Annotated in this window: 21 protein-coding genes; 15 read left to right on the forward strand and 6 right to left on the reverse strand. The window is 58.2% G+C overall.

Annotation, left to right across the window (positions count from 1 at the left end):
* Positions 1 to 18: 18 nt before the first annotated feature.
* The 3 genes from Z946_RS0110060 to uraH form a co-directional block, all read right to left on the reverse strand.
* Positions 19 to 2,361 carry an aldehyde dehydrogenase family protein gene (locus Z946_RS0110060; RefSeq protein ID WP_025055613.1) on the reverse strand — a complete coding sequence of 781 codons (2,343 nt, stop codon included), beginning with the start codon at positions 2,359 to 2,361 and terminating at the stop codon, positions 19 to 21.
* 48 nt (positions 2,362 to 2,409) lie between these two features.
* Positions 2,410 to 3,423 carry a deoxyribose-phosphate aldolase gene (gene deoC, locus Z946_RS0110065; RefSeq protein ID WP_025055614.1) on the reverse strand — a complete coding sequence of 338 codons (1,014 nt, stop codon included), beginning with the start codon at positions 3,421 to 3,423 and terminating at the stop codon, positions 2,410 to 2,412.
* Between the two features lie 88 nt (positions 3,424 to 3,511).
* Positions 3,512 to 3,871 carry a hydroxyisourate hydrolase gene (gene uraH / locus Z946_RS0110070; RefSeq protein ID WP_025055615.1) on the reverse strand — a complete coding sequence of 120 codons (360 nt, stop codon included), beginning with the start codon at positions 3,869 to 3,871 and terminating at the stop codon, positions 3,512 to 3,514.
* Positions 3,872 to 4,131: 260 nt separating this feature from the next.
* On the opposite strand from uraH, the gene Z946_RS0110080 reads away from it, so the two are divergent.
* From Z946_RS0110080 to Z946_RS0110145, 14 genes are all read left to right on the forward strand, one after another.
* Positions 4,132 to 4,752, forward strand: a complete 621-nt coding sequence (locus Z946_RS0110080) for a rhodanese-like domain-containing protein (protein ID WP_025055616.1) — start codon at positions 4,132 to 4,134, stop codon at positions 4,750 to 4,752.
* Between the two features lies 1 nt (position 4,753).
* Positions 4,754 to 5,752, forward strand: coding sequence for a LysM peptidoglycan-binding domain-containing protein (locus tag Z946_RS0110085; protein WP_025055617.1), 999 nt, complete (start codon positions 4,754 to 4,756; stop codon positions 5,750 to 5,752).
* Positions 5,753 to 5,888: 136 nt separating this feature from the next.
* On the forward strand, positions 5,889 to 7,304 hold the full coding sequence (puuE, locus tag Z946_RS0110090) for an allantoinase PuuE (RefSeq protein WP_025055618.1): 1,416 nt from the start codon (positions 5,889 to 5,891) through the stop codon (positions 7,302 to 7,304).
* Positions 7,301 to 8,110 (forward strand): bifunctional allantoicase/(S)-ureidoglycine aminohydrolase, encoded by an 810-nt coding sequence (locus tag Z946_RS0110095; RefSeq protein WP_025055619.1) that lies wholly within the window; start codon positions 7,301 to 7,303, stop codon positions 8,108 to 8,110. Before puuE ends, Z946_RS0110095 begins: the two co-directional genes overlap by 4 nt.
* Complete coding sequence (locus Z946_RS0110100; protein WP_025055620.1) at positions 8,107 to 8,610, forward strand: ureidoglycolate lyase; 504 nt, start codon at positions 8,107 to 8,109, stop codon at positions 8,608 to 8,610. Before Z946_RS0110095 ends, Z946_RS0110100 begins: the two co-directional genes overlap by 4 nt.
* Before the next feature lie 30 nt (positions 8,611 to 8,640).
* Positions 8,641 to 9,960: a uracil-xanthine permease family protein gene (locus Z946_RS0110105; protein WP_025055621.1), complete on the forward strand. Its 1,320-nt coding sequence runs from the start codon at positions 8,641 to 8,643 to the stop codon at positions 9,958 to 9,960.
* 83 nt (positions 9,961 to 10,043) lie between these two features.
* Positions 10,044 to 11,267: a urate hydroxylase PuuD gene (locus Z946_RS0110110; protein WP_025055622.1), complete on the forward strand. Its 1,224-nt coding sequence runs from the start codon at positions 10,044 to 10,046 to the stop codon at positions 11,265 to 11,267.
* Between the two features lie 84 nt (positions 11,268 to 11,351).
* Positions 11,352 to 13,187 carry a DNA mismatch repair endonuclease MutL gene (mutL, locus tag Z946_RS0110115; protein ID WP_025055623.1) on the forward strand — a complete coding sequence of 612 codons (1,836 nt, stop codon included), beginning with the start codon at positions 11,352 to 11,354 and terminating at the stop codon, positions 13,185 to 13,187.
* Entirely contained in the window at positions 13,184 to 14,431 is a 1,248-nt protein-coding gene (locus Z946_RS0110120) for a DNA recombination protein RmuC (protein ID WP_025055624.1), read from the forward strand. Before mutL ends, Z946_RS0110120 begins: the two co-directional genes overlap by 4 nt.
* Positions 14,432 to 14,578: 147 nt before the next feature.
* A complete protein-coding gene (locus Z946_RS0110125) occupies positions 14,579 to 15,895 on the forward strand; it encodes an NAD(P)/FAD-dependent oxidoreductase (protein ID WP_025055625.1) in 1,317 nt (438 codons plus the stop codon).
* Positions 15,892 to 16,650, forward strand: coding sequence for a DUF1365 domain-containing protein (locus tag Z946_RS0110130; protein WP_152540570.1), 759 nt, complete (start codon positions 15,892 to 15,894; stop codon positions 16,648 to 16,650). Before Z946_RS0110125 ends, Z946_RS0110130 begins: the two co-directional genes overlap by 4 nt.
* Entirely contained in the window at positions 16,650 to 17,885 is a 1,236-nt protein-coding gene (locus Z946_RS0110135; RefSeq protein WP_025055627.1) for an MFS transporter, read from the forward strand. The genes Z946_RS0110130 and Z946_RS0110135 overlap by 1 nt, the downstream gene beginning before the upstream one ends.
* Positions 17,885 to 18,448, forward strand: a complete 564-nt coding sequence (locus tag Z946_RS0110140; RefSeq protein WP_025055628.1) for a DUF3833 family protein — start codon at positions 17,885 to 17,887, stop codon at positions 18,446 to 18,448. Before Z946_RS0110135 ends, Z946_RS0110140 begins: the two co-directional genes overlap by 1 nt.
* Positions 18,445 to 19,176, forward strand: coding sequence for an SDR family NAD(P)-dependent oxidoreductase (locus tag Z946_RS0110145; RefSeq protein ID WP_025055629.1), 732 nt, complete (start codon positions 18,445 to 18,447; stop codon positions 19,174 to 19,176). The genes Z946_RS0110140 and Z946_RS0110145 overlap by 4 nt, the downstream gene beginning before the upstream one ends.
* Here Z946_RS0110145 and Z946_RS0110150 read toward each other — a convergent pair.
* The 3 genes from Z946_RS0110150 to Z946_RS0110160 are packed head-to-tail and all read right to left on the reverse strand — an operon-like array spanning position 19,169 to position 21,512.
* Positions 19,169 to 20,227: a saccharopine dehydrogenase gene (locus Z946_RS0110150; RefSeq protein WP_025055630.1), complete on the reverse strand. Its 1,059-nt coding sequence runs from the start codon at positions 20,225 to 20,227 to the stop codon at positions 19,169 to 19,171. The genes Z946_RS0110145 and Z946_RS0110150 overlap by 8 nt on opposite strands.
* A complete protein-coding gene (locus tag Z946_RS0110155) occupies positions 20,224 to 20,844 on the reverse strand; it encodes a glutathione S-transferase family protein (RefSeq protein WP_037969162.1) in 621 nt (206 codons plus the stop codon). Before Z946_RS0110155 ends, Z946_RS0110150 begins: the two co-directional genes overlap by 4 nt.
* Before the next feature lie 14 nt (positions 20,845 to 20,858).
* On the reverse strand, positions 20,859 to 21,512 hold the full coding sequence (locus Z946_RS0110160; protein WP_025055632.1) for a histidine phosphatase family protein: 654 nt from the start codon (positions 21,510 to 21,512) through the stop codon (positions 20,859 to 20,861).
* 206 nt (positions 21,513 to 21,718) lie between these two features.
* On the opposite strand from Z946_RS0110160, the gene fdhF reads away from it, so the two are divergent.
* On the forward strand, positions 21,719 to 24,484 hold the full coding sequence (gene fdhF / locus Z946_RS0110165) for a formate dehydrogenase subunit alpha (RefSeq protein ID WP_025055633.1): 2,766 nt from the start codon (positions 21,719 to 21,721) through the stop codon (positions 24,482 to 24,484).
* Positions 24,485 to 24,570 lie beyond the last annotated feature (86 nt).

Here is a 24,570-nt window from a genome sequence, read left to right on the forward strand (position 1 = left end):
GGCCCTTTTTGTTGCTGACTACTCTCCGTAGGGGATCCAGATATTCTTGACCTCAGTCGCGGCTTGGAGAAACGCGTGGCCTTCGCCTTCTTGACCTGACCAGTCGCGGGTAAACCCGTTGTTGACCCATGTGCGCTTGAGGTTGCTCGCGGAACCTTTTTCGACGGTAGCACTCAGCTCTGCCGCGCCAAAGCTCCAGACCGCATCAATATCCATGTGACGGGCCATCGGCTCTGCCACATCGCTTTGCGGGCCGGTCAGGATGTTCACGACACCCGCAGGCACGTCAGAGGTTTCCAGTACCTGAATGAAATCTGTCGCGGCCAGCGGAAAGGGCTTCGACGCGGACAGGATCACGCGGTTGCCCATCGCAATCGCCGGTGCCATGCAGGACACCAGCCCCAGCAACGGCGCTTCCGCCGGACATAGCGCCCCGATCACACCGACAGGTTCCTTCATGGCAAGCGCGACACCACGGATTGGCACGCCGTGCACCTGCCCGTCATACTTGTCGGCCCAGGCGGCATAGGTGAACAGGCGCTTGACCGAGGCTGCGACCTCTTTTGCACCGGTTTTGCCGCCCTGCATCGCATCCAGACGTGTGGCAAATTCATCCGCGCGGGCATCCAGATTTTCAGCGATATAGTACAGGATTTGCGCCCGCAGATGGCCTGTGGTCTTGGACCACCCCTTAGCCGCTTGCGCCGCCTCCACTGCGTTGCGCACATCTTTGCGGTTGGCGATGCTCGCATGTCCGATCAACTTGCCGTTCTTGCCCCAAACAGCGGCAGAGTAGCCGCCATCAGGCCGGGATTGCTTGCCGCCGATGTAAAGCTTTGCTGTACGGTCGACACCTTCCAGCGGGCCGCCTTCGCCTGTGAAGGGCTGAATGTCCTTCAGTGGCTTTGCGGTTCCTTTGGGGCGGGTATAGGCGGTCAGCCCTTCCCAGCCGCCTTCGCGGCCAAACCCGCTCTCGCGGACACCACCGAAACCGGCGGCTGCATCCATCAGGTTCGTGCCGTTGACCCAGACAACCCCCGCCACCAGCTTGGGTGCGATATCTAGAGCGAGATTGATATTCTCGGACCAGACCGTCGCGGCCAGACCGTAACGTGTGTTATTGGCCAGCTGCACTGCCTCTGCCGGTGTGCGGAAGGTTGTCGAAACCAGCACAGGGCCAAAAATCTCTTCCTGCATCAGGGTGTCGGCAGGGTTCAGGCCGGTGATCAGCGTCGGCGGATAGAAACAGCCGCTTTGCGGCATATCCGTCGCGGCAACATGGGTCTGGCCGGCGGTATTGCTGCCCACCATCTCTGTCACCGATTGCAGTTGAACCGGATCGACCAGCGCGCCTACATCAATGCTTTTGTCCAGCGGAGAGCCGACGCGCAGCTTGTCCATGCGCGCGCGCAGCTTGGCATAGAACATGTCAGCTACGGGCTCATGCACCAAGAGGCGCGATCCGGCACAGCAAACCTGTCCCTGATTGAACCAGATCGCATCGACCAGCCCCTCAACCGCGGAATCCAGATCGGCGTCATCAAAAACGATATAGGGCGACTTGCCCCCCAGTTCGAGCGTCAGCGCCTTGCCTGATCCTGCTGTCGCTTCGCGGATGCGGCGGCCCACTTCGGTTGATCCGGTAAAGGCGATCTTGTCGACATCCGCCGCGACGATCATTTCGCCCACGGCCCCGTCGCCGGTCACGATGTTGACGACCCCTTTGGGCAGACCCGCCTGACGGCAGATGTCAGCAAACAAAAGCGCAGTCAGAGAGGTGTATTCCGCAGGCTTCAGCACCACGGTATTGCCTGTCGCCAGTGCGGGCGCGACCTTCCACGCCAACATCAACAGCGGGAAGTTCCACGGGATGATCTGGCCGCAAACGCCCAGCGCTTCGGCGTCAGGCAGTTCGCTGTCCATCAGCTGCGCCATACCGGCGTGATAGTAGAAATGCCGTTGGGCAAGAGGGATATCCACATCGCGGGCCTCGCGAATGGGCTTGCCGTTGTCCAGCACCTCGAGCACCGCAAAAAGCCGCGCATGTTTTTGCAACAGACGCGCCAGCGCATAAAGATATTTCGCGCGGCCGTGCCCGCCCAGGTTTTCCCAGCCCTTTTGCGCCTTTCGCGCGGCTTTCACGGCATTGTCTACGTCTGCCTGCGTCGCCTGGCTAAGCGTAGCCAGCGTTTCGCCAGTGGCGGGGTTCCGGCTTTCAAAGCCGTCACCGGGTTGGGTGAATGCGCCATCGATAAAATGACCGAACCGGTCGCCCTGATCTACAAGCCATGCCAACGCCTCTGCGGCGGATTCAGGGGCGGTTCCGTAGTCCATTGTCTCGAAAATCTCTGCCACGGTCATGTGTTCACCTTTGTAAGTAAATCCTGGGCCATCGTTGTATTGTCTGCTTTAGCTTGTGCCATGACGATACCCTGCGGAGTAGTTTCCGGTCACGTAGTGCTCCAGCTGCCGCTCGATATCATTCAGCAGCGATGATGCGCCAAAGCGGAAAAGATCGGGTTGCAACCAGCGGTCGCCCAGCTCCTCTTTCATCAGGGCCAGATATGTGACTGCATCCTTGGCTTTTGATATTCCACCCGCCGGTTTGTATCCGACGCGGATGCCGGTGCGGTCATAGAAATCGCGGATTGCGCGGATCATCACCAAGGTAACAGGCAGGGTCGCGTTGACGCTTTCCTTGCCGGTTGACGTTTTGATGAAATCGGCACCGGCCATCATGCAAACCAGCGAGGCGCGCGCGACATTGCGCAGGCTGCCCAATTCGCCGGTGGCGAGGATCGCCTTGACGTGCGCATCCCCACAGGCCGCGCGCATGGCCGCCATCTCATCGTAAAGCGCCTGCCAGTTGCCGGTCAGGACGTGGCGGCGGGAAATAACAATATCAATCTCGGTTGCCCCTGCGGCCACGCTCATCTCGATCTCGCGCAGGCGCAGCTCGAATGGCGACAACCCCGCAGGAAAGCCGGTTGAAACAGCGGCGATCGGGATGTTGGTTCCGCGCAGCGCCTCGACGGCGGCGGGGATCATCTCGTGATAGACACAGACCGCACCGGTGGTAATCGGGGCCATGCCCAAGGCGTCCAGCAAGGCAGGAGCCACGGGTTGACGCGCTTTCGCACACAGACGCGCCACACGGCGGTCGGTGTCATCACCCGATAGGGTGGTTAGGTCGATGCAGGTGACAGCCCGCAACAGCCACGCGGCTTGATGCGCCTTTTTGACCGAGCGGCGCGCCCCGATGGATCCGGCCCGGCGTTCAATCGCAGATGTATTGGCCTGCGCGCTGAGAACCCAGTTGAGGTCAAGCGGCATGCCGGGATTGCGCGGTTCGGTGACCTGCGGGAGGTGCGCCGCGCCATGGGCTACGGCGGTGGTTGAACTATCGGTCAGGGGGGCAGACATAAGCATCTCCGGATGGATCAGAGCGCTAAAGGTGCCACGTCTGCGCTGCCCTTGGCAACAGTGTGCGGCGCGAGGTCAAGCGGACGGCTCAGGACCCGCGATAGGTGGAGTAGCCGAAGGGCGATAAGAGCAGCGGCACATGGTAGTGGGCATCCGCGTCGTTGATGCCAAAGCGGATCGGAATTTGATCCAGAAACCGCGGCGCGTTTGCGGGGGCCGCGTTTGCATCAAGATAAGCGGTGCAATCAAAAAGCAGCTCATAGGTGCCCGTTGCAAACCTGTCCTTGGGCAAAATGGGGCTGTCGGTGCGTCCGTCAGCGTTTGTGGTCATCTGTGCAAGGAGGATACGGTCATCGCCCTCAAGGCGGTACAAAGTGATTGGCAGCCCCGCGGCGGGACAGCCGCGTGCTGTGTCCAGAACATGAGTTGTCAGGTAGCCTTGGGTCATAAAAAGATCCTTTGGTCATTAGGTCGGAGTGGTCAACAGCACAGACGCAAATCCGCACGTTTCGCGATATTGATGCACGCAGTGAGGGAAAGAAACCGGAAAGCCGGGAAAATCGCGCTCGAATCACATGTTTTTCGACACATGATTCGTTTTTGCTTTGACCTTACGAATCATCCTTTGCATATATAGTCGGAGCAACCAAAAAGTGTGTGATCTGCCAAATCGCCACACCATATACGGTATTATTCTGGGGGAATAACATGCCAAGCTCTTTTGTGCGGGCCGTGAGCGCTTTGACGTTTTGTGCAACGGGAGCTGTCGCTCAGGAACAGCTGACACAGGCGAGCGCATCGTTTCTCTTTAACGGACAGCAGGTCACCATCGCACGTGATGCAGGGCAATCCCCCGCGATTGCGCAGCAGTTTACCAGCAGTACTGACTCATGTGGCGGGTCCTGTATCGCGCCGATGCAGGCAGCACCGGGTGTGACCACACTGGGCGAGCTTGAGGTGATGCGCTTTTTGTCCCAAGACGTGGCCGGTGGTCAGGGGTTGATGGTTGATGCCCGCGTTCCGCAGGACCGCGCCAAGGGTTTCATCCCCGGCAGCGTGAACCTGCCATTCAGCACACTGGATAGTTCGAACGCATTCCGTTCCGACATTCTGCGTGCCATCGGTGCCCGCGAATTCGACGGGCTCTTTAACTTTTCCGACGCGCGGACACTGCTGGTCTATGACAGTGGCCCGACAAGTGATGATGCGCATCGTCTGATTTCGAACCTTCTGGATGCGGGTTATCCGCCAGAGATGCTGATGTACTACCGTGGCGGCATGCAGGTATGGGCCGCATTGGGGTTTAGCATCCAGACCGAGGGGTCTTGAAATGTTGAAAGATATTGATCCCGTCACGCCCAGCGTCCGGTTCGACAACTATGTGATCCCCGAGACTGTCCGTCAGGGCAAGGATCAGTGGCAGCCGACGATCCAGCCCAACACGGCCAACACACAGCCTGCGTCGACCGGTTTCAAGGTGTCGGGGTTTCAGGTGACAGGTCTGATGGCTGCGGTCAGCGGCATTGCGTTTCTGACATTTGTTCTGGGCATCATGGTGGCGCTCAAATTCAGTGACGCAGGAAATGCCGCCGTTGCCGAACTGCCAGCAGATAACGAACTGCAGGAAGTCAGCCGCACAGCGACGCCTGATCTGACGGCCACACCTGTGGCACCCGTTCCCGTTTTGCCCGCAGCGGCGGCCCCCTCGGCGATCGATGCTGACGTGCTCAAAAGCCTCCAGCCGCTTTCCCGAGAACGCAGCCTAACCGAAGAAGAGATCACCCAGCGGACGCTGGAAGCCGAAGCGATTGTGAACCGCAACAAGCTGCGGATGTTGCGCGAAGGTGTGCTTGCCGGTGTTTATAGCGTAAAGGAGCAGGAAGAGGACGGCATTCGCCGTTTGGTTCTCACGACAGTCAATGCCGAGCTGAGTCGTAAGACGATGGCGAACCTGTTGCTTGAAGCAGCCCAGCGCGGTGATGCGCAGATCCCTGCCTCGCTGAGTGCAGCGAGTGGCGGGTATGACATGGACACGACGCTGTTCAACCTGATCCAGACCTCGCTCATGAACGATGCCACGCCTGAAAGCACGCAAGCCGCCCGCGAGATGAGCCGCCGTGCATTCCTCGCGTCCTCTGCCAAGACCGAGATGGTGAACGGTCAGCGTCATTACACAGTTCGGCGTGGCGACAGCCTTGCGTCTATCGCACTGAATTTCTTTGGTATGCCCAGCGCGTATCTGCAAATTTTCGAGGCCAACAAGAATACGCTCGCGTCACCTGACCAGTTACAGACCGGCCGACAGCTAATAATCCCTCTACAAAAATAAACACAGTTGAAGCAGTCAGTCTGACAACGGGTCGTCTTTCCATGACGGCCCGTTGGCGTTTCAGGATGACGTATGTGCCCCGATTGCACAGCACGCTGATCCGATGCAGGGTGGCGCAGAAATGAGGGACACGCCGATGAACAGATACCCCAGAGATTTTCGCGGCTATGGTGCGACACCGCCTGACGCCGCATGGCCCGGCGGTGCGCGGATCGCCGTGCAATTTGTCGTGAACTACGAAGAAGGCGGCGAGAATTGCCTGCTGCATGGCGATGCAGCGTCAGAGGCGTTTCTGTCAGAGATCGTAGGTGCAGCACCTTGGCCCGCCCAGCGCCATTGGAACATGGAATCGATTTATGATTACGGCGCAAGAGCGGGGTTCTGGCGTCTGCACCGATTGTTCACCGGCGCGCAGATACCTGTAACGGTCTACGGCGTAGCGTCCGCGTTGGCGCGGGCCCCTGAACAGGTTGAAGCGATGAAAGATGCGGGCTGGGAAATTGCCAGCCACGGGTTGAAGTGGATTGATTACAAGGATCACGACGCAAAGGCCGAAAGTGCCGATATGTCCGAAGCGATCCGCCTGCACACGGAGGTTGTGGGGCAGGCACCGCGTGGTTGGTACTGCGGGCGCACGTCGGTCAACACAGTGGCTCTGGCGGCAAATACGCAAGCCTTCGACTATATCTCTGACACCTACGATGATGATCTGCCCTATTGGATGGATGCGGACGGGCGGGACCAGCTGATTATTCCCTATACGCTGGATTGTAACGACATGCGTTTTGCCACGCCGCAGGGGTTCAACTCGGGCGATCAATTCTATGCCTATCTGCGTGATACCTTCGATGCGCTTTATGCCGAGGGCACAGAGGGTGCGGCCAAGATGATGTCGGTGGGATTGCATTGCCGTCTGGTGGGGCGGCCCGGTCGTGTGCTGGCACTAAGGCGGTTCATTGAATATATTCAGGGGTTTGAGGGCGTCTGGACGCCGCGCCGGATTGATATTGCGGAGCATTGGCGCATGGCGCATCCGCCCGCGCCGCGGGGCTTGCAACCAAGCCGGATGGCAAAAGCCGCGTTTATCGAGACTTTTGGCGGCATCTTTGAGCACTCGCCCTGGATTGCCGAGCGTGCTTTCGATCTGGAGCTGGGTCCAGCCCATGACAGTGCCGCAGGCATTCACAGCGCGTTGTGCCGTATGTTCCGCTCCGCAACGCGGGCTGAAAGGCTGGGCGTTCTAAACGCGCACCCCGATCTCGCGGGGAAACTCGCCGCTGCGAAAAGCCTGACAGCCGAGAGCACAGCAGAACAGGCAAGTGCGGGTCTGGATGCGCTGACGGATAAAGAGCGCACCACATTCACCGAATTGAACGCGGCTTATGTGGCCAAGCACGGGTTCCCGTTCATCATTGCGGTGAAAGACCACGATAAGCCGGCTATTCTGCGGGCATTCGAAGCGCGCATCGCACATGAGACCGAAGCCGAATTTCTAACCGCCTGTACGCAGGTGGAACGTATCGCGCGCCTGCGACTGGAGGATTTGTTTTGACATACGGTTTCCCACCCGGCGGGTTGCCGGATCAGTCTGTGCATCCGGATGGCACTGCTGTTTTCACCTCCGCTTATGCGGTCATCCCTGCGGTCACCCAGCGTGACATCGTCACCAGCTTTTTGCCGGGCTGGAAAGACATGCGGATGTGGGTTCTTGCGCGACCGCTAAGCGGATTTGCCGAGACGTTTTCCCAATACGCTGTCGAAGTGATGCCCGGTGGCGGATCGGACACGCCCGAGGTCGATCCCGAAGCGCAATCGGTGATTTTCGTGACGGATGGCACGCTGACGCTCAATATTGACGGTGCCAAGCACAAGCTGACGGACGGCGGCTATGCCTATGTGCCACCAGACGCGGTCTGGACCTTGTGGAACGATGGCGACGGGCCTGCACGCTTCCATTGGGTGCGCAAACGCTATGTCGGTGCCGAGGGTGTGGACTTGCCGGAAGCATTCGTCACATCGGATCAGGAAACCGCGCCAGTTGTGATGCCCGACTGCGATGGTGTCTGGGCGACGACCCGCTTTGTTGATCCTGCTGATCTGCGCCACGACATGCACGTCAACATTGTGACGTTCCAGCCCGGCGGCCGCATCCCGTTCGCAGAGACGCATGTGATGGAGCACGGGCTTTATGTGCTGCAGGGCACGGCAGATTATCTGCTTAACAAGGATTGGGTCCCGGTCGGACCCGGTGATTTCATGTGGCTGCGGGCGTTCTGCCCTCAGGCCTGCATCACGACCGGCGACGAGCCATTCCGCTATTTACTTTACAAGGACGTGAACCGGCACATGCCGCTATGAGCCGCGAGATCACGATTGAGCCGCTGACACCTGACGCGTTTGCACCTTTTGGCGACGTGTTGGACGCGTCGGGACAACCGGACAAGATCATCAATGCGGGTCTATGCGGCCGTCATCACGATCTGGCGCAGATGGATTTCGGGCAGGGCGGCCGTGCCGGCATCAGCATCTTCAACGCGCAGGCCCGCAGCCTGCCTTATGCGGTGACGTTGCTGGAACGGCATCCCGATGGCTCGCAGGCGTTCCTGCCGCTGACAGCAAATCCGTTTCTCGTGATTGTCGCCCCCGATAACGCGGGCGAACCCGGTGTACCCCGTGCATTTATCACTGCGCCGCATCAGGGTATCAATTTCTACCGCAGTGTCTGGCATGGCGTTCTGACGCCACTTTCTGCGCCGGGTTTGTTCGCTGTCGTCGACAGGATTGGCGATACGCCCAACCTTGAGGAAGTTTTGCTTGATCCGCCCTACCTCATAGTCCCTAGTACCTCCGAGCCTTAAGACAGGCATAAAAACGACAGGGACAAAAGAATGACCGATTCAACTGTGGGTGGCTATAGCGACCCGAACCTCACGCCGCCCTTGGGGGAAGCCATTCCGCTGGGCTTGCAGCATGTGCTGGCGATGTTTGCCTCTAACGTGACGCCGTCAATTATTGTGGCTGGTGCCGCAGGTCTCGCGTTTGGCGGGGCGGAGCAGGTGTACCTGATCCAGATGGCGATGCTTTTTGCCGGAATTGCGACGCTGTTTCAAACAGTCGGTTTCGGTCCGATTGGTGCGCGATTGCCGATTATGCAAGGCACAAGCTTTGCGTTTGTGGGCGTGCTGGCAGGGGTCGCAGCGACCCAAGGATTGAGCGTGGCCCTATCGGCCTGCATCATCGCCGGTATCATCCACTTCGCGTTGGGATCGGTCATTGGTAGCCTGCGCTGGCTGTTCCCGCCGCTGATTACCGGATTGGTCATTCTGGCCATCGGTTTGTACCTGATCCCTGTTGCGATCAAATACGCAGCGGGCGGCGCGGCAAGCTTCCAGATGGAAGCAGAAAGCTTTGGATCACTGATGCACTGGACCGTTGCGCTGTCGGTGGTGATCGTCGCGCTGATCCTCAAGTTTTTCACCAAAGGCACGCTGAGCAATGCGGCAATCCTGATCGGTTTGATCGTCGGTTATCTTGTGGCGCTGGCCTTTGGAATGGTCAACTTTGCACCCGTTGCGAAAGCAAGCTGGATCACCGGCATCGCACCGCTGCCGTATGGCTTCGAGTTCTCGCTGGGCGCTGTGATCGCCGTAACGCTGGTGTCGATTGTTTCCGCAATCGAAACAGTTGGGGACACCTCTGCCACGACCAAAGCAGGTGCCGGACGCGAGGCGACCGACCGTGAAATTGCGGGTGCGACCTATGCGGACGGGCTGGGAACGGCAGTTGCGGGTGTCTTTGGCGGGTTGCCAAACACATCGTTCAGCCAAAATGTTGGCATTGTCGGGATGACCGGCATTATGTCGCGTCACGTCGTAACCATCGGGGCGATCATTCTGATTATCTGTGGCCTGATGCCCAAGATCGGGGCCGTGATCGCTTCCATGCCTCTGCCCGTTTTGGGCGGTGGTGTGATCGTGATGTTCGGAATGGTTGCGGCCGCAGGGCTGAATATGCTGTCCGAGGTCAACATGAACCGCCGCAACATGGTAATCATCGCGGTTTCGCTGGCCGCAGGTCTGGGTCTGAACCTTGTGCCAACTGCCGTGCAGTATCTTCCGGGTGTAATCAAGACGCTGGCCACCTCTGCAGTGGCACCGACTGCGCTGGTCGCGATCTTCCTCAACCTTGTGTTGCCCGAAGAAGTCTGACCTAAGCTGAAACATATCGCGCGGGCAGGGGTCTGCGCGGTACATTTCCCGATATCTAATCTTCCGCCAAAGAAAGCAGACCCATGTACGACCTTGCCGCCATGTCCTCCTGGATCGAATTTGCCGTGCGCTGGGTCCATGTGATTGTTGGCATCGCCTGGATCGGGTCGTCCTTTTATTTCATTGCGCTTGATCTGGGGCTGCACCGCGACCGCAATTTGAAAAGTGGTGCGGATGGCGAAGAATGGCAGGTGCATGGCGGCGGGTTTTACCATGTTCAAAAGTATCTCGTCGCCCCCGCGCAAATGCCAGATGATCTGGTCTGGTTTAAATGGGAAAGTTATTCCACCTGGTTGTCCGGCTTTGCCCTGCTGATCCTCGTTTACTACTTCGGTGCCGAATTCTATCTGGTCGATCCGGCTGTCGCAGATATCGGCATTCCGTTTGCCATACTGATCTCAATGGCGTCGTTGGGGTTTGGATGGGTCGCCTATGATCTGATTTGCAAAAGCCGCTTTGGCGATGACAATACGCGCTTGATGATCGGCCTCTATGTGATCCTTGTCGCCATGGCGTATTTCTACACATCGGTGTTTTCGGGACGGGCGGCGCTGCTGCACCTCGGCGCGTTCACAGCCACGATCATGTCCGGCAATGTGTTCTTTACGATCATGCCCAACCAACGCGTCGTCGTGGCGGACCTGCAAGCAGGGCGCACGCCGGATGCCAAGTACGGCAAGATCGCCAAACAGCGCAGCACACATAACAATTATCTGACGCTGCCGGTGATCTTTCTGATGCTGTCGAACCACTATCCGCTGGCCTTCGCGTCAGAGGCAAACTGGATCATCGCATCGCTGGTGTTTTTGATGGGCGTCACGATCCGGCATTACTTTAATACGATCCACGCCCGCAAAGGCGACCCGATCTGGACGTGGTTGGCCACGGCGCTGCTGTTCATCGTCATTATGTGGCTGTCCACCGCGCCCATGTTCCGCGCGGAAGAGCCGGTCGAGGCGCAGGGGCCGGCGGTGCGATTTGCGCAGGCTGAAGGGTTCGACAAAGTGCAGAACATCGTGACGGGTCGTTGTTCAATGTGCCATGCAGCAGAGCCTGCATGGGAGGGCCTGCATTGGCCACCCAAAGGGGTGCGTCTGGAGACGGAGCACCAGATTGCGATGGCGGCAAAGCAGATTTACTTACAGGCAGGTTTGACCCACGCCATGCCCCCCGCGAACCTGAGCTATATGCAGCAAAACGAACGGGCGCAGATCGTGGCGTGGTACAAGGCCGCGACGCAGGACTGACGCACCCCGTCATGTGGAAATCTTGTTCCCCTATTGTCCCGAATCGGGTTCAGTCTGACGCCGCCCCATGCTAGCTGTAGCGGCATGGCACATCTCAACCCCAACATAAGCGATCTGCAGCCTGTCATCCGGCAGCTGGACGATGCTGCAATCAACCGGATTGCTGCGGGAGAGGTGGTGGAACGACCCGCTTCGGCAGTCAAGGAACTGGTTGAAAATGCAGTAGATGCCGGAGCCAAACGGATCACTGTGGAATATGCGGATGGCGGCAAGACGCTGATCCGTGTCACAGATGACGGTTGTGGTATCGCGCCTGACGATTTGCCACTGGCGCTGTCGCGCCATGCCACGTCCAAAATTGACGGGTCGGACCTTCTGAATATCCATACCTTCGGATTTCGTGGTGAAGCTTTGCCGTCATTGGGGGCGGTGGGTCGGCTGACCATCACAAGCCGTGCGGCCGGACATGAAGGTGCGGCCATTGTCGTGAACGGCGGAGAGTTCGGAGCGGTGAAACCTGCCGCCCTTAACAGTGGCACGGTGGTGACGCTGCGCGATCTGTTTTTTGCCACGCCTGCCCGCCTGAAATTTCTGCGGACCGACCGCGCCGAGGCGCAGGCCATCGGCGATGTGGTCAAACGGCTTGCCATGGCCGATCCCTTTGTCAGTTTCACATTGCGTGATGTGTCGGGCGACGGTGATGGCCGCGATGTGTTTCGTGTCAGCGCAGAGCAGGGTGAGCTGTTCGATGCACTTCACGGTCGTCTGCGCGCGGTGCTGGGGCGTGAGTTTGCCGACAACAGTCTTGCCATTGATGCCGAACGCGAGGGTCTGCACCTGACGGGTTTCGCAGCCCTTCCGACCTATTCACGAGGCTCCTCTGTGGCGCAGTACCTTTTCGTCAACGGGCGGCCTGTGCGTGACAAGCTGTTGGTTGGTGCCCTGCGCGGTGCATACTTTGACTTTCTCAGCCGCGACCGCCATCCGGCGGCGGCGCTGTTTCTGGACTGCGATCCGACGCTGGTAGATGTGAACGTGCATCCCGCAAAGTCAGAAGTGCGGTTTCGTGATCCGGGCCTTGCACGTGGTTTGATTGTATCGGGCTTACGCCATGCGCTGGCCAATGCGGGACACCGCGCCTCGACGACGGTGGCAAACGCGACTTTGGGCGCGATGACGCCGGAACCGTCGGGCGCGCGGGTTTACCAGATGGACCGCCCTTCGATGGGTGCACGCACTGCCGCCTATGAGGCGCAGGCCCCCGGCTTTGCCGAAACCGCAGGTGTCTGGGGGCGGGTCGAGACGCCCACCGAAGAAGTCATGCACCGCGACGATGAGGATTTTCCGCTTGGCACTGCCCGCGGTCAGGTTCACGAAAACTATATCATTGCACAGACGGCCACTGGCATGGTGATCGTCGATCAACACGCAGCGCATGAACGGCTTGTCTATGAAAAGCTCAAGCGCCAGATGGGCGAGAACGGAGTAGCCGCACAGGCGCTGCTGATCCCCGAGATTGTAGAGCTGTCTGCAGGAGACTGTGGGCGATTGCTTGAGATGGTAGATGAGATGTCACGCTTCGGACTTGGCATCGAAGCCTTTGGGGGCAGCGCGATTGCGGTGCGCGAAACCCCTGCGATACTGGGCGAGGTGAATGCCCGCGCTCTGCTGCTGGATATCCTTGATGAGCTGGCCGATCAGAACGACAGCAACCTTTTGCAGGCAAAGATTGAAGCGATCCTGAGCCGGATTGCCTGTCACGGCTCTATCCGGTCAGGCCGCCGGATGCGGGGAGAGGAAATGAATGCACTGCTGCGCGAGATGGAAGCGACGCCTCATTCGGGCCAGTGTAATCACGGACGACCTACTTACGTTGAACTTAAACTGGCCGATATCGAGCGGCTTTTCGGGCGAACATGATCGAAATTGCAGGCCAGACTTACCAGTGGGATGACCCGCTGATCATTGCCGCCCTGATTGCGGTGGCCGTGTTGCTGCTGATTATTCTTCTGTTGATCCTGGCGGTACGTGCGGCGGGACGGTCAGCGCGGATGGCGGCACCTTTGGGACAGCAGATGCAGGCGCTGGGCGGTTTTGTGCAGCAATTGGGGGCCAGTCAGGAACGCTTGCAGGGCAGTTTGCAGGTCGTATCGGATACGCAAGCCACAGCACAAACCCAGATGATCCAGACGATGGAAGCGCGTCTGTCATCCGTTCAACAACAGATGCAGGACCGGCTGGCGGACAATGCCGCAAAATCCGCACGTGCATTGGCTGACATGCAGGAGCGCATGAACGCCACGCTGCATGGTTCTTCCAAGCAAACGACAACCAGCCTGACGCAATTGCAGGAACGTCTGGCTGTGATCGACAAGGCGCAGGACAATATCACGAAACTGAGCGGTGACGTATTAAGCCTGCAGGACATCCTGAGCAACAAGCAGAGGCGCGGGATGTTCGGTGAAATCCAGCTGAACGATATTGTCTCAAAGGCGCTGCCGCCGGACAGTTTTGAGTTGCAGCATACGCTGTCCAACGGCAAACGTGCCGATTGTCTGGTGCATCTGCCCAATCCCCCCGGCCCCATCGTGATCGATGCCAAATTCCCGTTCGAGGCGTTTGAGGCTTTGGCGGCAGCACAGACCAAAGACGATCAGCAGCGTGCCTTGCGCGCTTTTGGTGCGGCGGTTCGGGTGCATATCAAAGCGATTTCCGAGAAATATATCATCGACGGTGAAACCGCAGATGGCGCGTTGATGTTTCTGCCATCAGAAGCGGTCTATGCCGAATTGCACGCGCGATTGCCGGAAGTGGTCCGTGCCGGATTTGAGGCGCGGGTCTGGATTGTGTCGCCCACCACCTGCATGGCAACACTGAACACCATGCGCGCGATCCTGAAAGACGCCCGGATGCGCGAACAGGCCGGTGCCATCCGCAAGGAATTGGGCATGCTGCACGGTGATGTGGAGCGCTTGGTCACCCGTGTCGGCAATCTGGACCGTCATTTCGGGCAGGCCCGCAAGGACGTTGACGAAATCATGATCAGTTCAGAGAAGACCGCCAAACGGGCAGGACGTCTTCACAACTTTGACTTCGAAGAGTTGGGGGATGATGCAAAGCTCAGCCCTGTGGTGCCGCTTGCACCGCGCGACGGCTCAAGCTGACGTGGTCGCCTTTCTGGCATTTTAAAACGGCCTCGTGTGACAAACCGCACAATCGTAAAATTTCTGGCAACTCATTAAGCCCTACTCTCGTGTTTGTTTCGTACTACTTGCACAAAGACGGAAGAATTGATGGGAAGTTCAGCACTTATGGCATTTGACGCGCCGGCACACGCCGCACCGCTCCGACCTTTGCGACGTAACATTGCCGTGATCGGCGCAGGCATCTCTGGCATGGGGGCCGCCCATCGATTGGCCGATGATCATCGTGTCACCCTGTTTGAAGCAGGTCCGCGTCTGGGTGGTCATGCCCGGACTGTTGTGGCGGGTAAGAACGGGGACCAGCCGGTCGATACTGGCTTTATCGTGTTCAACTACGCCAACTATCCCCATCTGGCAGATCTGTTCGAAGAGTTGGACGTGCCAGTGGTCAAATCCAACATGAGCTTTGGTGCCTCCATTGACGGCGGGCGGCTGGAATATGCGTTGACAAGCGTTGATGCGATATTTGCGCAAAAGAGAAACGCAGCGAACCCGAAGTTCCTGCGCATGATACGTGATATTCTCAAGTTCAACAAAAACGCACTGCGCGTGGCGCAGGACAAGAGCCTGACCATCGGCCAGTTTCTGGACGTACTGGGCATGGGGCAGTATTTCCGCGACTATTACCTGCTGCCGCTATCTGGTGCGATTTGGTCAACGCCGACGCAGAAGATCATGGATTTTCCTGCCCATGCGATGATCAGCTTTTTCGAAAACCATGCATTGCTGGATTATTCCGGCCAGCACCAGTGGTACACGGTAAAGGGCGGATCGATTTCTTATGTGTCACGGCTTGAAGCTGCGATGCGACGCAAGGACGTCGATATCCGGTTGAGTGCTGTTGTGATGGGCGTGCGACGCACTCCACTTGGCGCTGAGATCAAGACCGTAGGGGGCGATTGGGAAGCCTTTGACGAAGTGATCTTTGCCACACATTCCGACGACAGCCTTGCGATGCTCACCGATGCAGACGCGGCCGAGCAAAAGGCGCTGGGCGCGGTGAAGTACCAGCCCAACGATATTATCCTGCATAGTGACACCAACATCATGCCGAAGCGCCGCAAAACATGGGCCTCGTGGATTTACTCAGAGGATCACGATGCGAAGTCCGAGCGGATCGATCTGACCTACTGGATGAATTCGCTACAGCCCATTCCGATGGATGATCTGCATTTTGTGACGCTGAATACCAAGCGCACGATCCGGGAGGAATTGATTTATGACCAAGTCACACTGCGCCATCCGGTCTATGATCTGGACGCTCTGGCCGCACAGCAGGAGGTGGCCGCGTTCAATGGCACGCGCGGGACATGGTTCTGCGGTGCATGGATGCGTCACGGGTTTCACGAAGACGGCTTGGCAAGTGCGATGACCGTGGTCGATGCGATCAACCGCGCTGCTGCACTGCCCATCGCGGCAGAGTGATGCGCCGCGTCGATCATGTCGCGGGGCAAACCTTTCACGGGCGTAAGGGTGCCGTGGAAAATTCGTTCCGGTATTCGATCGACTATGTGCTGTGTGATGCCGAGGCACCGCTGGCCACGCCACGCCTTTTCGGGCGCAACAAACCGGCGTTGATGTCCCTGCACGATACCGACCATGGCGGGCCACCCAAAAAGGGCAACGGTGCGGTTTGGGCGCGAGAGGTGCTGGCCGGACATGACATCAGCGGTGTTGCCCGGATCGACCTGTTGGCCCAGCCGCGTGTTTTGGGACACGTGTTCAATCCCGTCAGTTTTTGGTTGTGCCGTGATGCGTCTGACGGGCTGATTGCCGTCATTGCGGAGGTGTCGAATACTTTCGGGGACAGGCATTGCTATTTATGTGCGCACCCCGACCTGCGTTCGATCACCGCTCAGGACAGGTTGCACGCTACCAAGATTTTTCATGTCTCACCCTTTCAACGTGTTGAAGGGGGCTACACCTTTCGCTTTGATATCAACGCGCAGCACGTGGGCATCTGGATCGACTATATGGCGGGCGAAGACGGTGTGCTGGCGACCCTGACGGGTAAATGCAAACCACTAAGCAATTGGGGTATCCTGAAGGCGATGGTGCGCAGACCGTTCGGGGCACGGCGTGTCCTTTTCCTGATCCATTGGCAGGCGGTCAAGCTGTGGTGGAAGGGCGCACCCTTTCGCAGCCGTCCCGAACCACCGGCGGAAGAAGTCACCCGCTAATGTCTGTGTCGGCCCCTCGCTTGCATGCCTATGCACTTTTTGCGGCATTGCTGTCAGCTGCAGGCCTGCCGATCTATATCCACGCACCGAAATTCTACGTCGATGAATACGCTGTATCACTGGGTGCACTGGGCGCAGTCCTGTTTGGATTGCGTCTGCTGGACGTGGTGCAGGACCCACTGCTTGGTCGCCTGTCCGAAAGGTTGCGGCACCATCGAGGACTGGCTGTGGCTCTTGGGGCCGGTGTGATGGCGCTGGCGATGATCGGGCTTTTCGCCGTTACGCCGCCTGTTGCGCCGCTTATCTGGTTCGGGATGATGCTGACGTTGGTGTTCTCCGGCTTCAGCTTTCTGACGATCTGCTTTTACGCGCAAGGGGTGGCCAAGGCCGATAGCCTGCCCGGACAGGGTCACTTGATGCTTGCCCGCTGGCGGGAAACCGGCGCACTGCTGGGTGTATGCGTGGCATCCGTCGCACCTGTTGTTCTGGGGCTGGCCATGGGTGCGCCTTTTGCCGGTTTTGCATTGGGATTTGCTGTATTGGCTATCGCGGCGGTCTGGTCGATGTGGCCAGAATGGCGCGATACAGGTTTGCCGCCTTCTGCCGGATTCGGTGTTGTGCTGTCGGATCCGTTGGCCCGGAAATTATTGTTGATTGCTTTGATCAACGCGGCACCGGTTGCTGTCAGTTCAACCCTGTTCCTGTTCTACGTTGAGATCGCTCTTGATGCGCCGGGATGGGAAGGGCCGCTGTTGCTGTTGTTCTTTTTGTCTGCTGCGGGGGCTGCTCCTTTTTGGGGCATGCTGGCAGAGAAGTTCGGCGGCAGACCTGTTCTGTTGTCCGCGATGGTGCTGGGTATTCTTGCCTTTGGAGGTGCATTGTTTTTAGGGTCCGGTGATGCAGTTCTTTTTGCGGTGGTCTGTGTCGCATCGGGGGCGGTTCTGGGTGCCGACCTTACGCTCTTGCCTGCGATGTTCGCCAAGCGTATGGCTGATATATCGCCTTCCGCCGCCGAAGGTTTTGGCCTGTGGTCATTTGTTTCGAAATTCACATTGGCTTTGGCGGCTGTTGCCCTACTTCCGGTACTGGAGAGCGCGGGATTGAAGACCGCCGGTGAGCAAAACCCAGCCGGAGCGGTTCAACTGCTGATCATCCTGTACGCGGGTGTGCCCTGCGCACTGAAGCTCATCGCGATTGCACTGTTGAGTACCACCAGAGGACTGGAGGACGCATAATGGACGAATTACTTTATACCGCGCTTGGCTTTTTGCTGGCGTTTGCGGCGATCTACGTCAGACGGCGGATGTGGTCGTTTCACGGTCAGACCGCGGAAGACTATGAAGATGGGTTTCCCGCTTTCGACCTGGAGGAGCATCTGAACGGCAAGATGGTTTGTGACGGCGTGATCTTTGGCCCGCTTGGGCGTGTAACCAGTACGTTTAACGCCGAATTCGATATCAAGTGGGATGGGCCGGATGGCGTGATGGACGAGGTTTTTCACTACAACGACGGCTCAACGCAGAACCGTCAGTGGGTTATCAAACGCGGTGATGACGGTGCGTTTACCACGACTGCCGATGACGTGCCGGGTGGCGGCGCAGGGGTCATGAGCGGATCAGCCGTAAGAATGACTTACCGGATCAGAGTGCCCGAAAGCGCGGGCAGTCACGTGCTCGACACGGTGGACTGGATGTATCTGACCGCTGACGGGACAATCGTAAATCGAAGCCAATTCCGCAAATTCGGCGTCAAGGTTGCCGAACTGGTCGCGACAATCAAACCGAAGGGGACATCATGAGAGACTGGCAATCCAAGCGATACTGGCTGGTAGGGGCGAGCGACGGGCTGGGAGCAGCGCTGGCGCACAAGCTGAGCCGTTCTGGTGCCGAGGTAATCGTATCCGCCAGATCAGAGGATAAGCTGGCCAAGTTAGTGCAAGATTTGCCGGGCAAGGCAAGTTTCCAGACTGTTGATGTGTCCGACAATGACAGCGTCATTGCGGCGGCCAAGGCCGTGGGTGAGGTCGATGGTGTTGTGTTTCTGGCGGGTGTCTATTGGCCGTTTGGCGCAAAAGAATGGGATGCGGATCAGGCCAACGCGATGGCCGATATCAATTTCACCGGTCTGATGCGTGTGATGGGGCAGGTTGTGCCGGAAATGGTGAAGCGTGACGCGGGTCACATCGTGATCACCTCAAGCCTGACGGGGTTCCGCGGTCTGCCGGGGTCGATCGGATACACCGCTTCCAAGGCCGCGACAATGTCGCTGGCGGAATGCATGTATGCAGACCTGCGCAAAACCGGCGTTGACGTTCAGGTCATTAACCCGGGCTTTATCAAGACACAGCTGACCGAAAAGAACGATTTCCGCATGCCGTTCCTGATGGAGGTCGAAGAAGCCGCGACCGAAGCATTCGAGCATATGAACACGGACAAATTTAAGAAAAGCTTTCCATGGCTTTTCTCTTTGGTGTTTCGCGGCAGTCAGTTCTTGCCTGATTGGCTTTATTTCCGCATCTTCAGTTAAGCTGGGCCATATGCGCGTCAAAGGTCTGCTTGGCGCGCGCCCACACACCTGTCCGGTCTGCGTCTAAATCCTGAAGTGTAGGTAGCAGTTGGGTTGCGTAATCCTCCGAGCTTTCGAGCGGTAGCATGGAGGGAAGGTTGTCGATGGCCATTACATCCAGAGGCGGATCGTTGTGAACCCGCAAGGCCGGTTCCGCCCATGTGGTTGCCCTGTCATAGACGGGTACCGGATTGAAATCGCTGTCAGGATCGCAAGCAATATCTCCGATCACACTCAGGGTGCGCGTGGCAGTGAGCGCCGATTTCGGCACAAAGACAGGTGTTTGTGGTCCGGCGAGGATGCAGTTGAGAAAGATGTGGTGCTGGAGGATCGCGGGGAACGGGCCGCCGCTGGCAGTCTCGGCCATATCCCAGCCTGTTGTCGGTACATCCAGCGCCTTGCACAGATCAGCCGCTCCTGTGCCCACACGACCCAAAGCACCGATGATCAAGGCCGTGGGTCGCTCTGTGCCGCAACTCTCCACTTCGGCTGTAAGTGCCGCACGCATTTCATCAGCGTTTGCATATGGGGTTACTTCAGCAGCCAAGCCGCCCTTTTGCTGCGCCGCCCAGCATTTGAGCGCCACTGCAGCACCGGCAAAGCCAGCCCAATAGCCAAAAGCCGCAACGCGCCGTCCGGCATCGTTGGTGAGATACTCCAGATCCAGCAGTGTACCGCCGCCCGCACGAAATCTGCGCAATAGAACCTCACCCGAAGCCTGCCCTTTGAAAGCATGGCCAAACATGATGTGGCGGTGCGCCAGGGGGCTGCCGTCCTCAGGCAATTCCTTGAGGCCGAAAACGATGGCATCGCGCGGTGCGTCGGGCCATGAACCTGCAGGCGCTAATGCGCAGCCGGTCTTTGCATAGGCTTGCGTAGGGATCACTCTGCTATCCGATTGCTCTACGGTAACGTCAAATCCGGCTTCGAGTAGCGATGCGACCCCCTGCGGCGTGATGCCTACGCGGGTTTCATTATCGCGTTGCTCTGCACGCACCCAAAGATGCGTCATAGCAGGCCTTTGGCGCGCACGGCCTTCACGCTGTCGCGCTTTTCCATCCGTTCAAGGAAGGCTTCGATCTTGGGATAGTCGCTCACTGTGACACCATCACCCGCCAGCCAGTTACAGACAATGAACAGGTAAGGGTCGGCAATCGTCAGGGTATCACCAGCCACATAGTCACCGCGCAGGCATTCAGCCTCAACATAGGTGGCGCATTCTGCCATGGTTTGAGGTACCTTTGCGGTCATGTCATCAAAGCTTGATTGCTGATCCGCCCAACGCGTGCCGCGCATCTTGTGGGCGTGCGCCACGTGCATGGTTGATGCGAGATAATACATCACCCCCCGCATGTATGCCGCGGTTTCAGGGTCGGCAGGGACCAGTGACTTATCCGGAGCGCATGCAGCAATATAGTCGAGCAAAGCACCGGTTTCTGTCAGGACGTTCCCGTTTTTGGTGACAAGTGCAGGTACACGGCCCTTGGGGTTCAGGCTCAGATACGGTGACTTGGTCTGCTCAGCGGCGGCAAAATCCACCTTCACCGCTTCATAAGCAAGCGCGGCCTCTTCTAAGGCGATGGCAACAGCGATTGAAATTGTACCCTTGGCGTAATGAAGTTTTATCATGTGTCGTTGCTTTCTTAGATGTGGGTTTGCGCGACGCGTCGCTCGGGTGTTTCCAGATGCGGCACCGCGTTGAACAAAACGGGCGACCAGTGACCGCCGATGGGAAAGAGACGGTGCATTGAGGTGTGCATGATCGCCAGCGCCATACGTGCCATGGCGGGAATTTCCAAATGCATTGCCTGGGCCATGGCCATGGAAATCAATCCACCGGAGGTGACCACAAGTGCCGGACCGCTGCCGTCGGCGATCTCGTGCAGGGCGTCATCAACTCGGGTGTGAAACTGTTCCCAGGTTTCGGGCGCACCTTCAAGCTTCCCGTCTTTCCAGTACTGGAAAACAGTCGGCAGATGCTGCGTGAACTGGCCCTGTTCTGTTGGAAAGCCAACGGCATGCTGTTCTTCCATCAGCTGCGCCATGGTAAAATATTCCAGCTCGTTCAGGCGTGCATCGCGCACAGGTTCAAGCTCTGTCGCCATGCCGTCTGCTGTTTCTGCGTGGCGGCGCAACGTGCCGGTATAAAGGCGTGTATGATGCGTCTGCGAATGGCGCAGATAGTCGCCCAGCCACGCGGCCTGTTCATGACCCAGTCCGCTCAGCTTGTCATAGCTCAGTTCGTCCTTGGCGGTTGAATTCGCCTGACCGTGGCGGATGAGAGTAATGTGAGACATGGGCGCTCCTGTTGCTTGGGTCTTTGATAGGTGACGTCGCAGCGCGTGGAAAGAAGGACGCAGGGTATTTTTGAACCGGTCAAGCAACGGGGTGCGTCTATCGGAAACAGACTTGGCGCAAAACTGGGGAAGGGTGTCGGGAATGGGACTCCTTTGAAAGCGGCAAAATCGCTATCACTAGGGACGACGGATGAGGGAGACAGATCATGGCGGACAAAATCAAATTCACGCTGGACGGGGAAACCGTTGAAGCAGACGCCGGACTGACCATCTGGGAAGTGGCCAATGGTCGTGGACTGGTGATCCCGCATCTTTGTCACAAACCGGCCCCTGGTTACCGTCCCGATGGCAACTGCCGCGCCTGCATGGTCGAGATCGAGGGCGAGCGCACGCTGGCGGCCTCCTGTATCCGCGAGCCGTCAGACGGGATGGTGGTGACCACCAACAACGCGCGGGCCGAGAATGCGCGCAAGATGGTCATCGAATTGTTGATGGCAGATCATCCTGAGAAAGACGCGGCGCACGATAAATCCAGCCACATGTGGGATATGGCCGCGATGAACGGGGTCGAGGAAAGCCGCTTTCCCAAGCTGGAAGATGGCCACATTCCGCTGCTTGATGACAGCCATGTGGCGATGTCTGTGAACCTTGATGCTTGTATCCAGTGCGGGCTGTGTGTGCGTGCCTGCCGCGAGGTTCAGGTGAACGATGTAATCGGCATGTCAGGGCGTGGTCACGACAGCTGGCCCACGTTTGATATGGCCGACCCGATGGGCGACAGTACCTGTGTGGCTTGCGGCGAGTGTGTGCAGGCCTGTCCGACGGGTGCGTTGATGCCGTCAACGGTAGTGGACGAAAACCAGATCGGTGACAGCGCGGATTTTGATGAAGAAGTCGAAAGCATCTGTCCGTTCTGCGGTGTGGGCTGCCAGATTTCGCTCAAGGTCAAAGACAACAAGGTTAAATATGTCGAAGGCATAAATGGTCCCGCGAACGAGGGGCGGTTGTGCGTCAAAGGCCGTTTCGGATTTGACTACATCCACCACGATCACCGCCTGACAAAGCCGTTGATCCGGCGCGAGGATGCTCCGGCTAAGGGATTGAACGTTGATCCGGCCAACTGGCAGGAATTCTTTCGCGAAGCGTCGTGGGACGAAGCGCTGGATTTCGCGGCGGACGGTATGAAGGGGCGCGGTACCGAAGTCGCGGGCTTCGGGTCGGCCAAATGCACCAACGAAGAGGCATATCTGTTCCAGAAAATGATCCGTCAGGGGTTCGGCCATAACAACGTCGATCACTGCACGCGGTTGTGTCACGCGTCATCTGTGGCGGCGTTGATGGAGAACGTGGGCTCCGGTGCGGTAACGGCGACATTTAACCAGATCGAGAACGCGGATGTGGCGATTGCGATTGGCTGCAATCCGATTGAAAACCATCCGGTTGCGGCGACCTATTTCAAGCAATTCACCAAACGCGGCGGGAAACTGATTGTGATGGACCCGCGCGGTCAGGCGCTCAAGCGGTTCTCGTCACACATGCTGCAATTCCGGCCCGGGACGGATGTATCGATGCTGAATGCGATCATGCATGTGATCGTCGAGGAAGGCCTGTACGACCAGCAATATATCGAAGCCTACACCGAGAACTGGGAAGCCGAGAAAGAACATCTGAAGGATTTCACGCCCGAGGCGATGGCCAGGGTTTGCGGCATCGATGCCGAAACGCTGCGTGATGTGGCCCGAACATTTGCCGGTGCGAATGCCGCGATGATTTTCTGGGGCATGGGCGTAAGCCAGCACATCCACGGCACGGATAATTCACGTTGCCTGATCTCGCTCGCGCTGATGACAGGTCAGGTGGGCCGCCCCGGTGCGGGTCTGCATCCGTTGCGGGGGCAGAACAACGTGCAGGGTGCGTCGGATGCGGGGCTGATCCCGATGTTCTTACCGGATTATCAGTCGGTGATGAACGATGGTGTGCGTTCGGCCTTTACCGATGTGTGGCAGTCGGACGATTTCTCGTCCGAGAAGGGCCTGACGGTCACCGAGATTATGGATGCCGTGCACGAGGGCAAAATCAAGTCCATGTACGTGCTGGGCGAAAATCCGGCAATGTCGGACCCCGATGTCGAGCACGCGCGGGATGCGCTGGCCAGGCTCGACCATCTGGTGGTGCAGGATATCTTTATCACCGAGACGGCAAACTATGCCGATGTGATTCTGCCTGCCAGCGCCTTTGCGGAGAAGTCCGGCACAGTGACAAACACGAACCGTCAGGTGCAGATGGGCCGCCCCGCTGTGCCGCCCCCCGGAGAGGCAAAAGAAGATTGGTGGATCGAGGTGGAGCTTGCAAAGCGGTTGGGGCTTGGCTGGGATTATGCTTCCCCGGCGGATGTCTTTGCGGAAATGAAGCTGAACATGCGTTCGCTTGATAATATCACGTGGGACCGGCTGGAAACCGAGAACGCAGTCACCTATCCGTCCTTGTCGCCGGAAGACCCCGGTCAGGCGATTGTTTTTGCCGACGGGTTCCCGCGCCCAGATGGCCGTGCGCGGTTCACCCCTGCATCCATTATCGCGCCCGACGATGTGCCGGATAAGGATTATCCGATGATCCTGACAACAGGTCGGCAGCTGGAACATTGGCACACCGGATCGATGACACGGCGCGCCACGGTGCTGGACGGTTTGGAGCCGGAGGCAAACTGTTCCTTGCATCCCTCGACCCTGCGCAAACTGGGTGTGGCACCGGGAGAGCATGTACGCCTGACCACCAAGCGTGGATCAATCGAGATTATGGCCCGCGAAGACCGTGCTGTTTCGCCAGACATGGTATTCCTGCCATTTGCTTACGTGGAAGCGGCGGCGAACATCCTGACCAATCCGGCCGTTGATCCCTATGGCAAGATCCCCGAATTCAAGTTTTCGGCCGTGAAAGTTGAGGCCGCAGGTGTGTCTGTCGCGGCAGAGTAATCTCATTGTGTGCCCATTGCACATGTGATCTTATTTCGGGAGTGAGCGGGCCCACCCGCTAAAACTCTCCCAGAGGTTATGGGCCA

Origin of the sequence: Sulfitobacter noctilucicola, from assembly GCF_000622385.1 — a bacterium.
GTDB lineage: Bacteria > Pseudomonadota > Alphaproteobacteria > Rhodobacterales > Rhodobacteraceae > Sulfitobacter > Sulfitobacter noctilucicola.

What these genes read in the sequence shown, in the direction of transcription:
- Z946_RS0110060 (WP_025055613.1), bottom strand. Translation starts at nt 2,361, where the DNA reads ATGACCGTGGCAGAGATTTTCGAGACAATGGACTACGGAACCGCCCCT.
- deoC (WP_025055614.1), bottom strand. Translation starts at nt 3,423, where the DNA reads ATGTCTGCCCCCCTGACCGATAGTTCAACCACCGCCGTAGCCCATGGC.
- uraH (WP_025055615.1), bottom strand. Translation starts at nt 3,871, where the DNA reads ATGACCCAAGGCTACCTGACAACTCATGTTCTGGACACAGCACGCGGC.
- Z946_RS0110080 (WP_025055616.1), top strand. Translation starts at nt 4,132, where the DNA reads ATGCCAAGCTCTTTTGTGCGGGCCGTGAGCGCTTTGACGTTTTGTGCA.
- Z946_RS0110085 (WP_025055617.1), top strand. Translation starts at nt 4,754, where the DNA reads ATGTTGAAAGATATTGATCCCGTCACGCCCAGCGTCCGGTTCGACAAC.
- puuE (WP_025055618.1), top strand. Translation starts at nt 5,889, where the DNA reads ATGAACAGATACCCCAGAGATTTTCGCGGCTATGGTGCGACACCGCCT.
- Z946_RS0110100 (WP_025055620.1), top strand. Translation starts at nt 8,107, where the DNA reads ATGAGCCGCGAGATCACGATTGAGCCGCTGACACCTGACGCGTTTGCA.
- Z946_RS0110105 (WP_025055621.1), top strand. Translation starts at nt 8,641, where the DNA reads ATGACCGATTCAACTGTGGGTGGCTATAGCGACCCGAACCTCACGCCG.
- Z946_RS0110110 (WP_025055622.1), top strand. Translation starts at nt 10,044, where the DNA reads ATGTACGACCTTGCCGCCATGTCCTCCTGGATCGAATTTGCCGTGCGC.
- mutL (WP_025055623.1), top strand. Translation starts at nt 11,352, where the DNA reads ATGGCACATCTCAACCCCAACATAAGCGATCTGCAGCCTGTCATCCGG.
- Z946_RS0110120 (WP_025055624.1), top strand. Translation starts at nt 13,184, where the DNA reads ATGATCGAAATTGCAGGCCAGACTTACCAGTGGGATGACCCGCTGATC.
- Z946_RS0110125 (WP_025055625.1), top strand. Translation starts at nt 14,579, where the DNA reads ATGGCATTTGACGCGCCGGCACACGCCGCACCGCTCCGACCTTTGCGA.
- Z946_RS0110135 (WP_025055627.1), top strand. Translation starts at nt 16,650, where the DNA reads ATGTCTGTGTCGGCCCCTCGCTTGCATGCCTATGCACTTTTTGCGGCA.
- Z946_RS0110140 (WP_025055628.1), top strand. Translation starts at nt 17,885, where the DNA reads ATGGACGAATTACTTTATACCGCGCTTGGCTTTTTGCTGGCGTTTGCG.
- Z946_RS0110145 (WP_025055629.1), top strand. Translation starts at nt 18,445, where the DNA reads ATGAGAGACTGGCAATCCAAGCGATACTGGCTGGTAGGGGCGAGCGAC.
- Z946_RS0110150 (WP_025055630.1), bottom strand. Translation starts at nt 20,227, where the DNA reads ATGACGCATCTTTGGGTGCGTGCAGAGCAACGCGATAATGAAACCCGC.
- Z946_RS0110155 (WP_037969162.1), bottom strand. Translation starts at nt 20,844, where the DNA reads ATGATAAAACTTCATTACGCCAAGGGTACAATTTCAATCGCTGTTGCC.
- Z946_RS0110160 (WP_025055632.1), bottom strand. Translation starts at nt 21,512, where the DNA reads ATGTCTCACATTACTCTCATCCGCCACGGTCAGGCGAATTCAACCGCC.
- fdhF (WP_025055633.1), top strand. Translation starts at nt 21,719, where the DNA reads ATGGCGGACAAAATCAAATTCACGCTGGACGGGGAAACCGTTGAAGCA.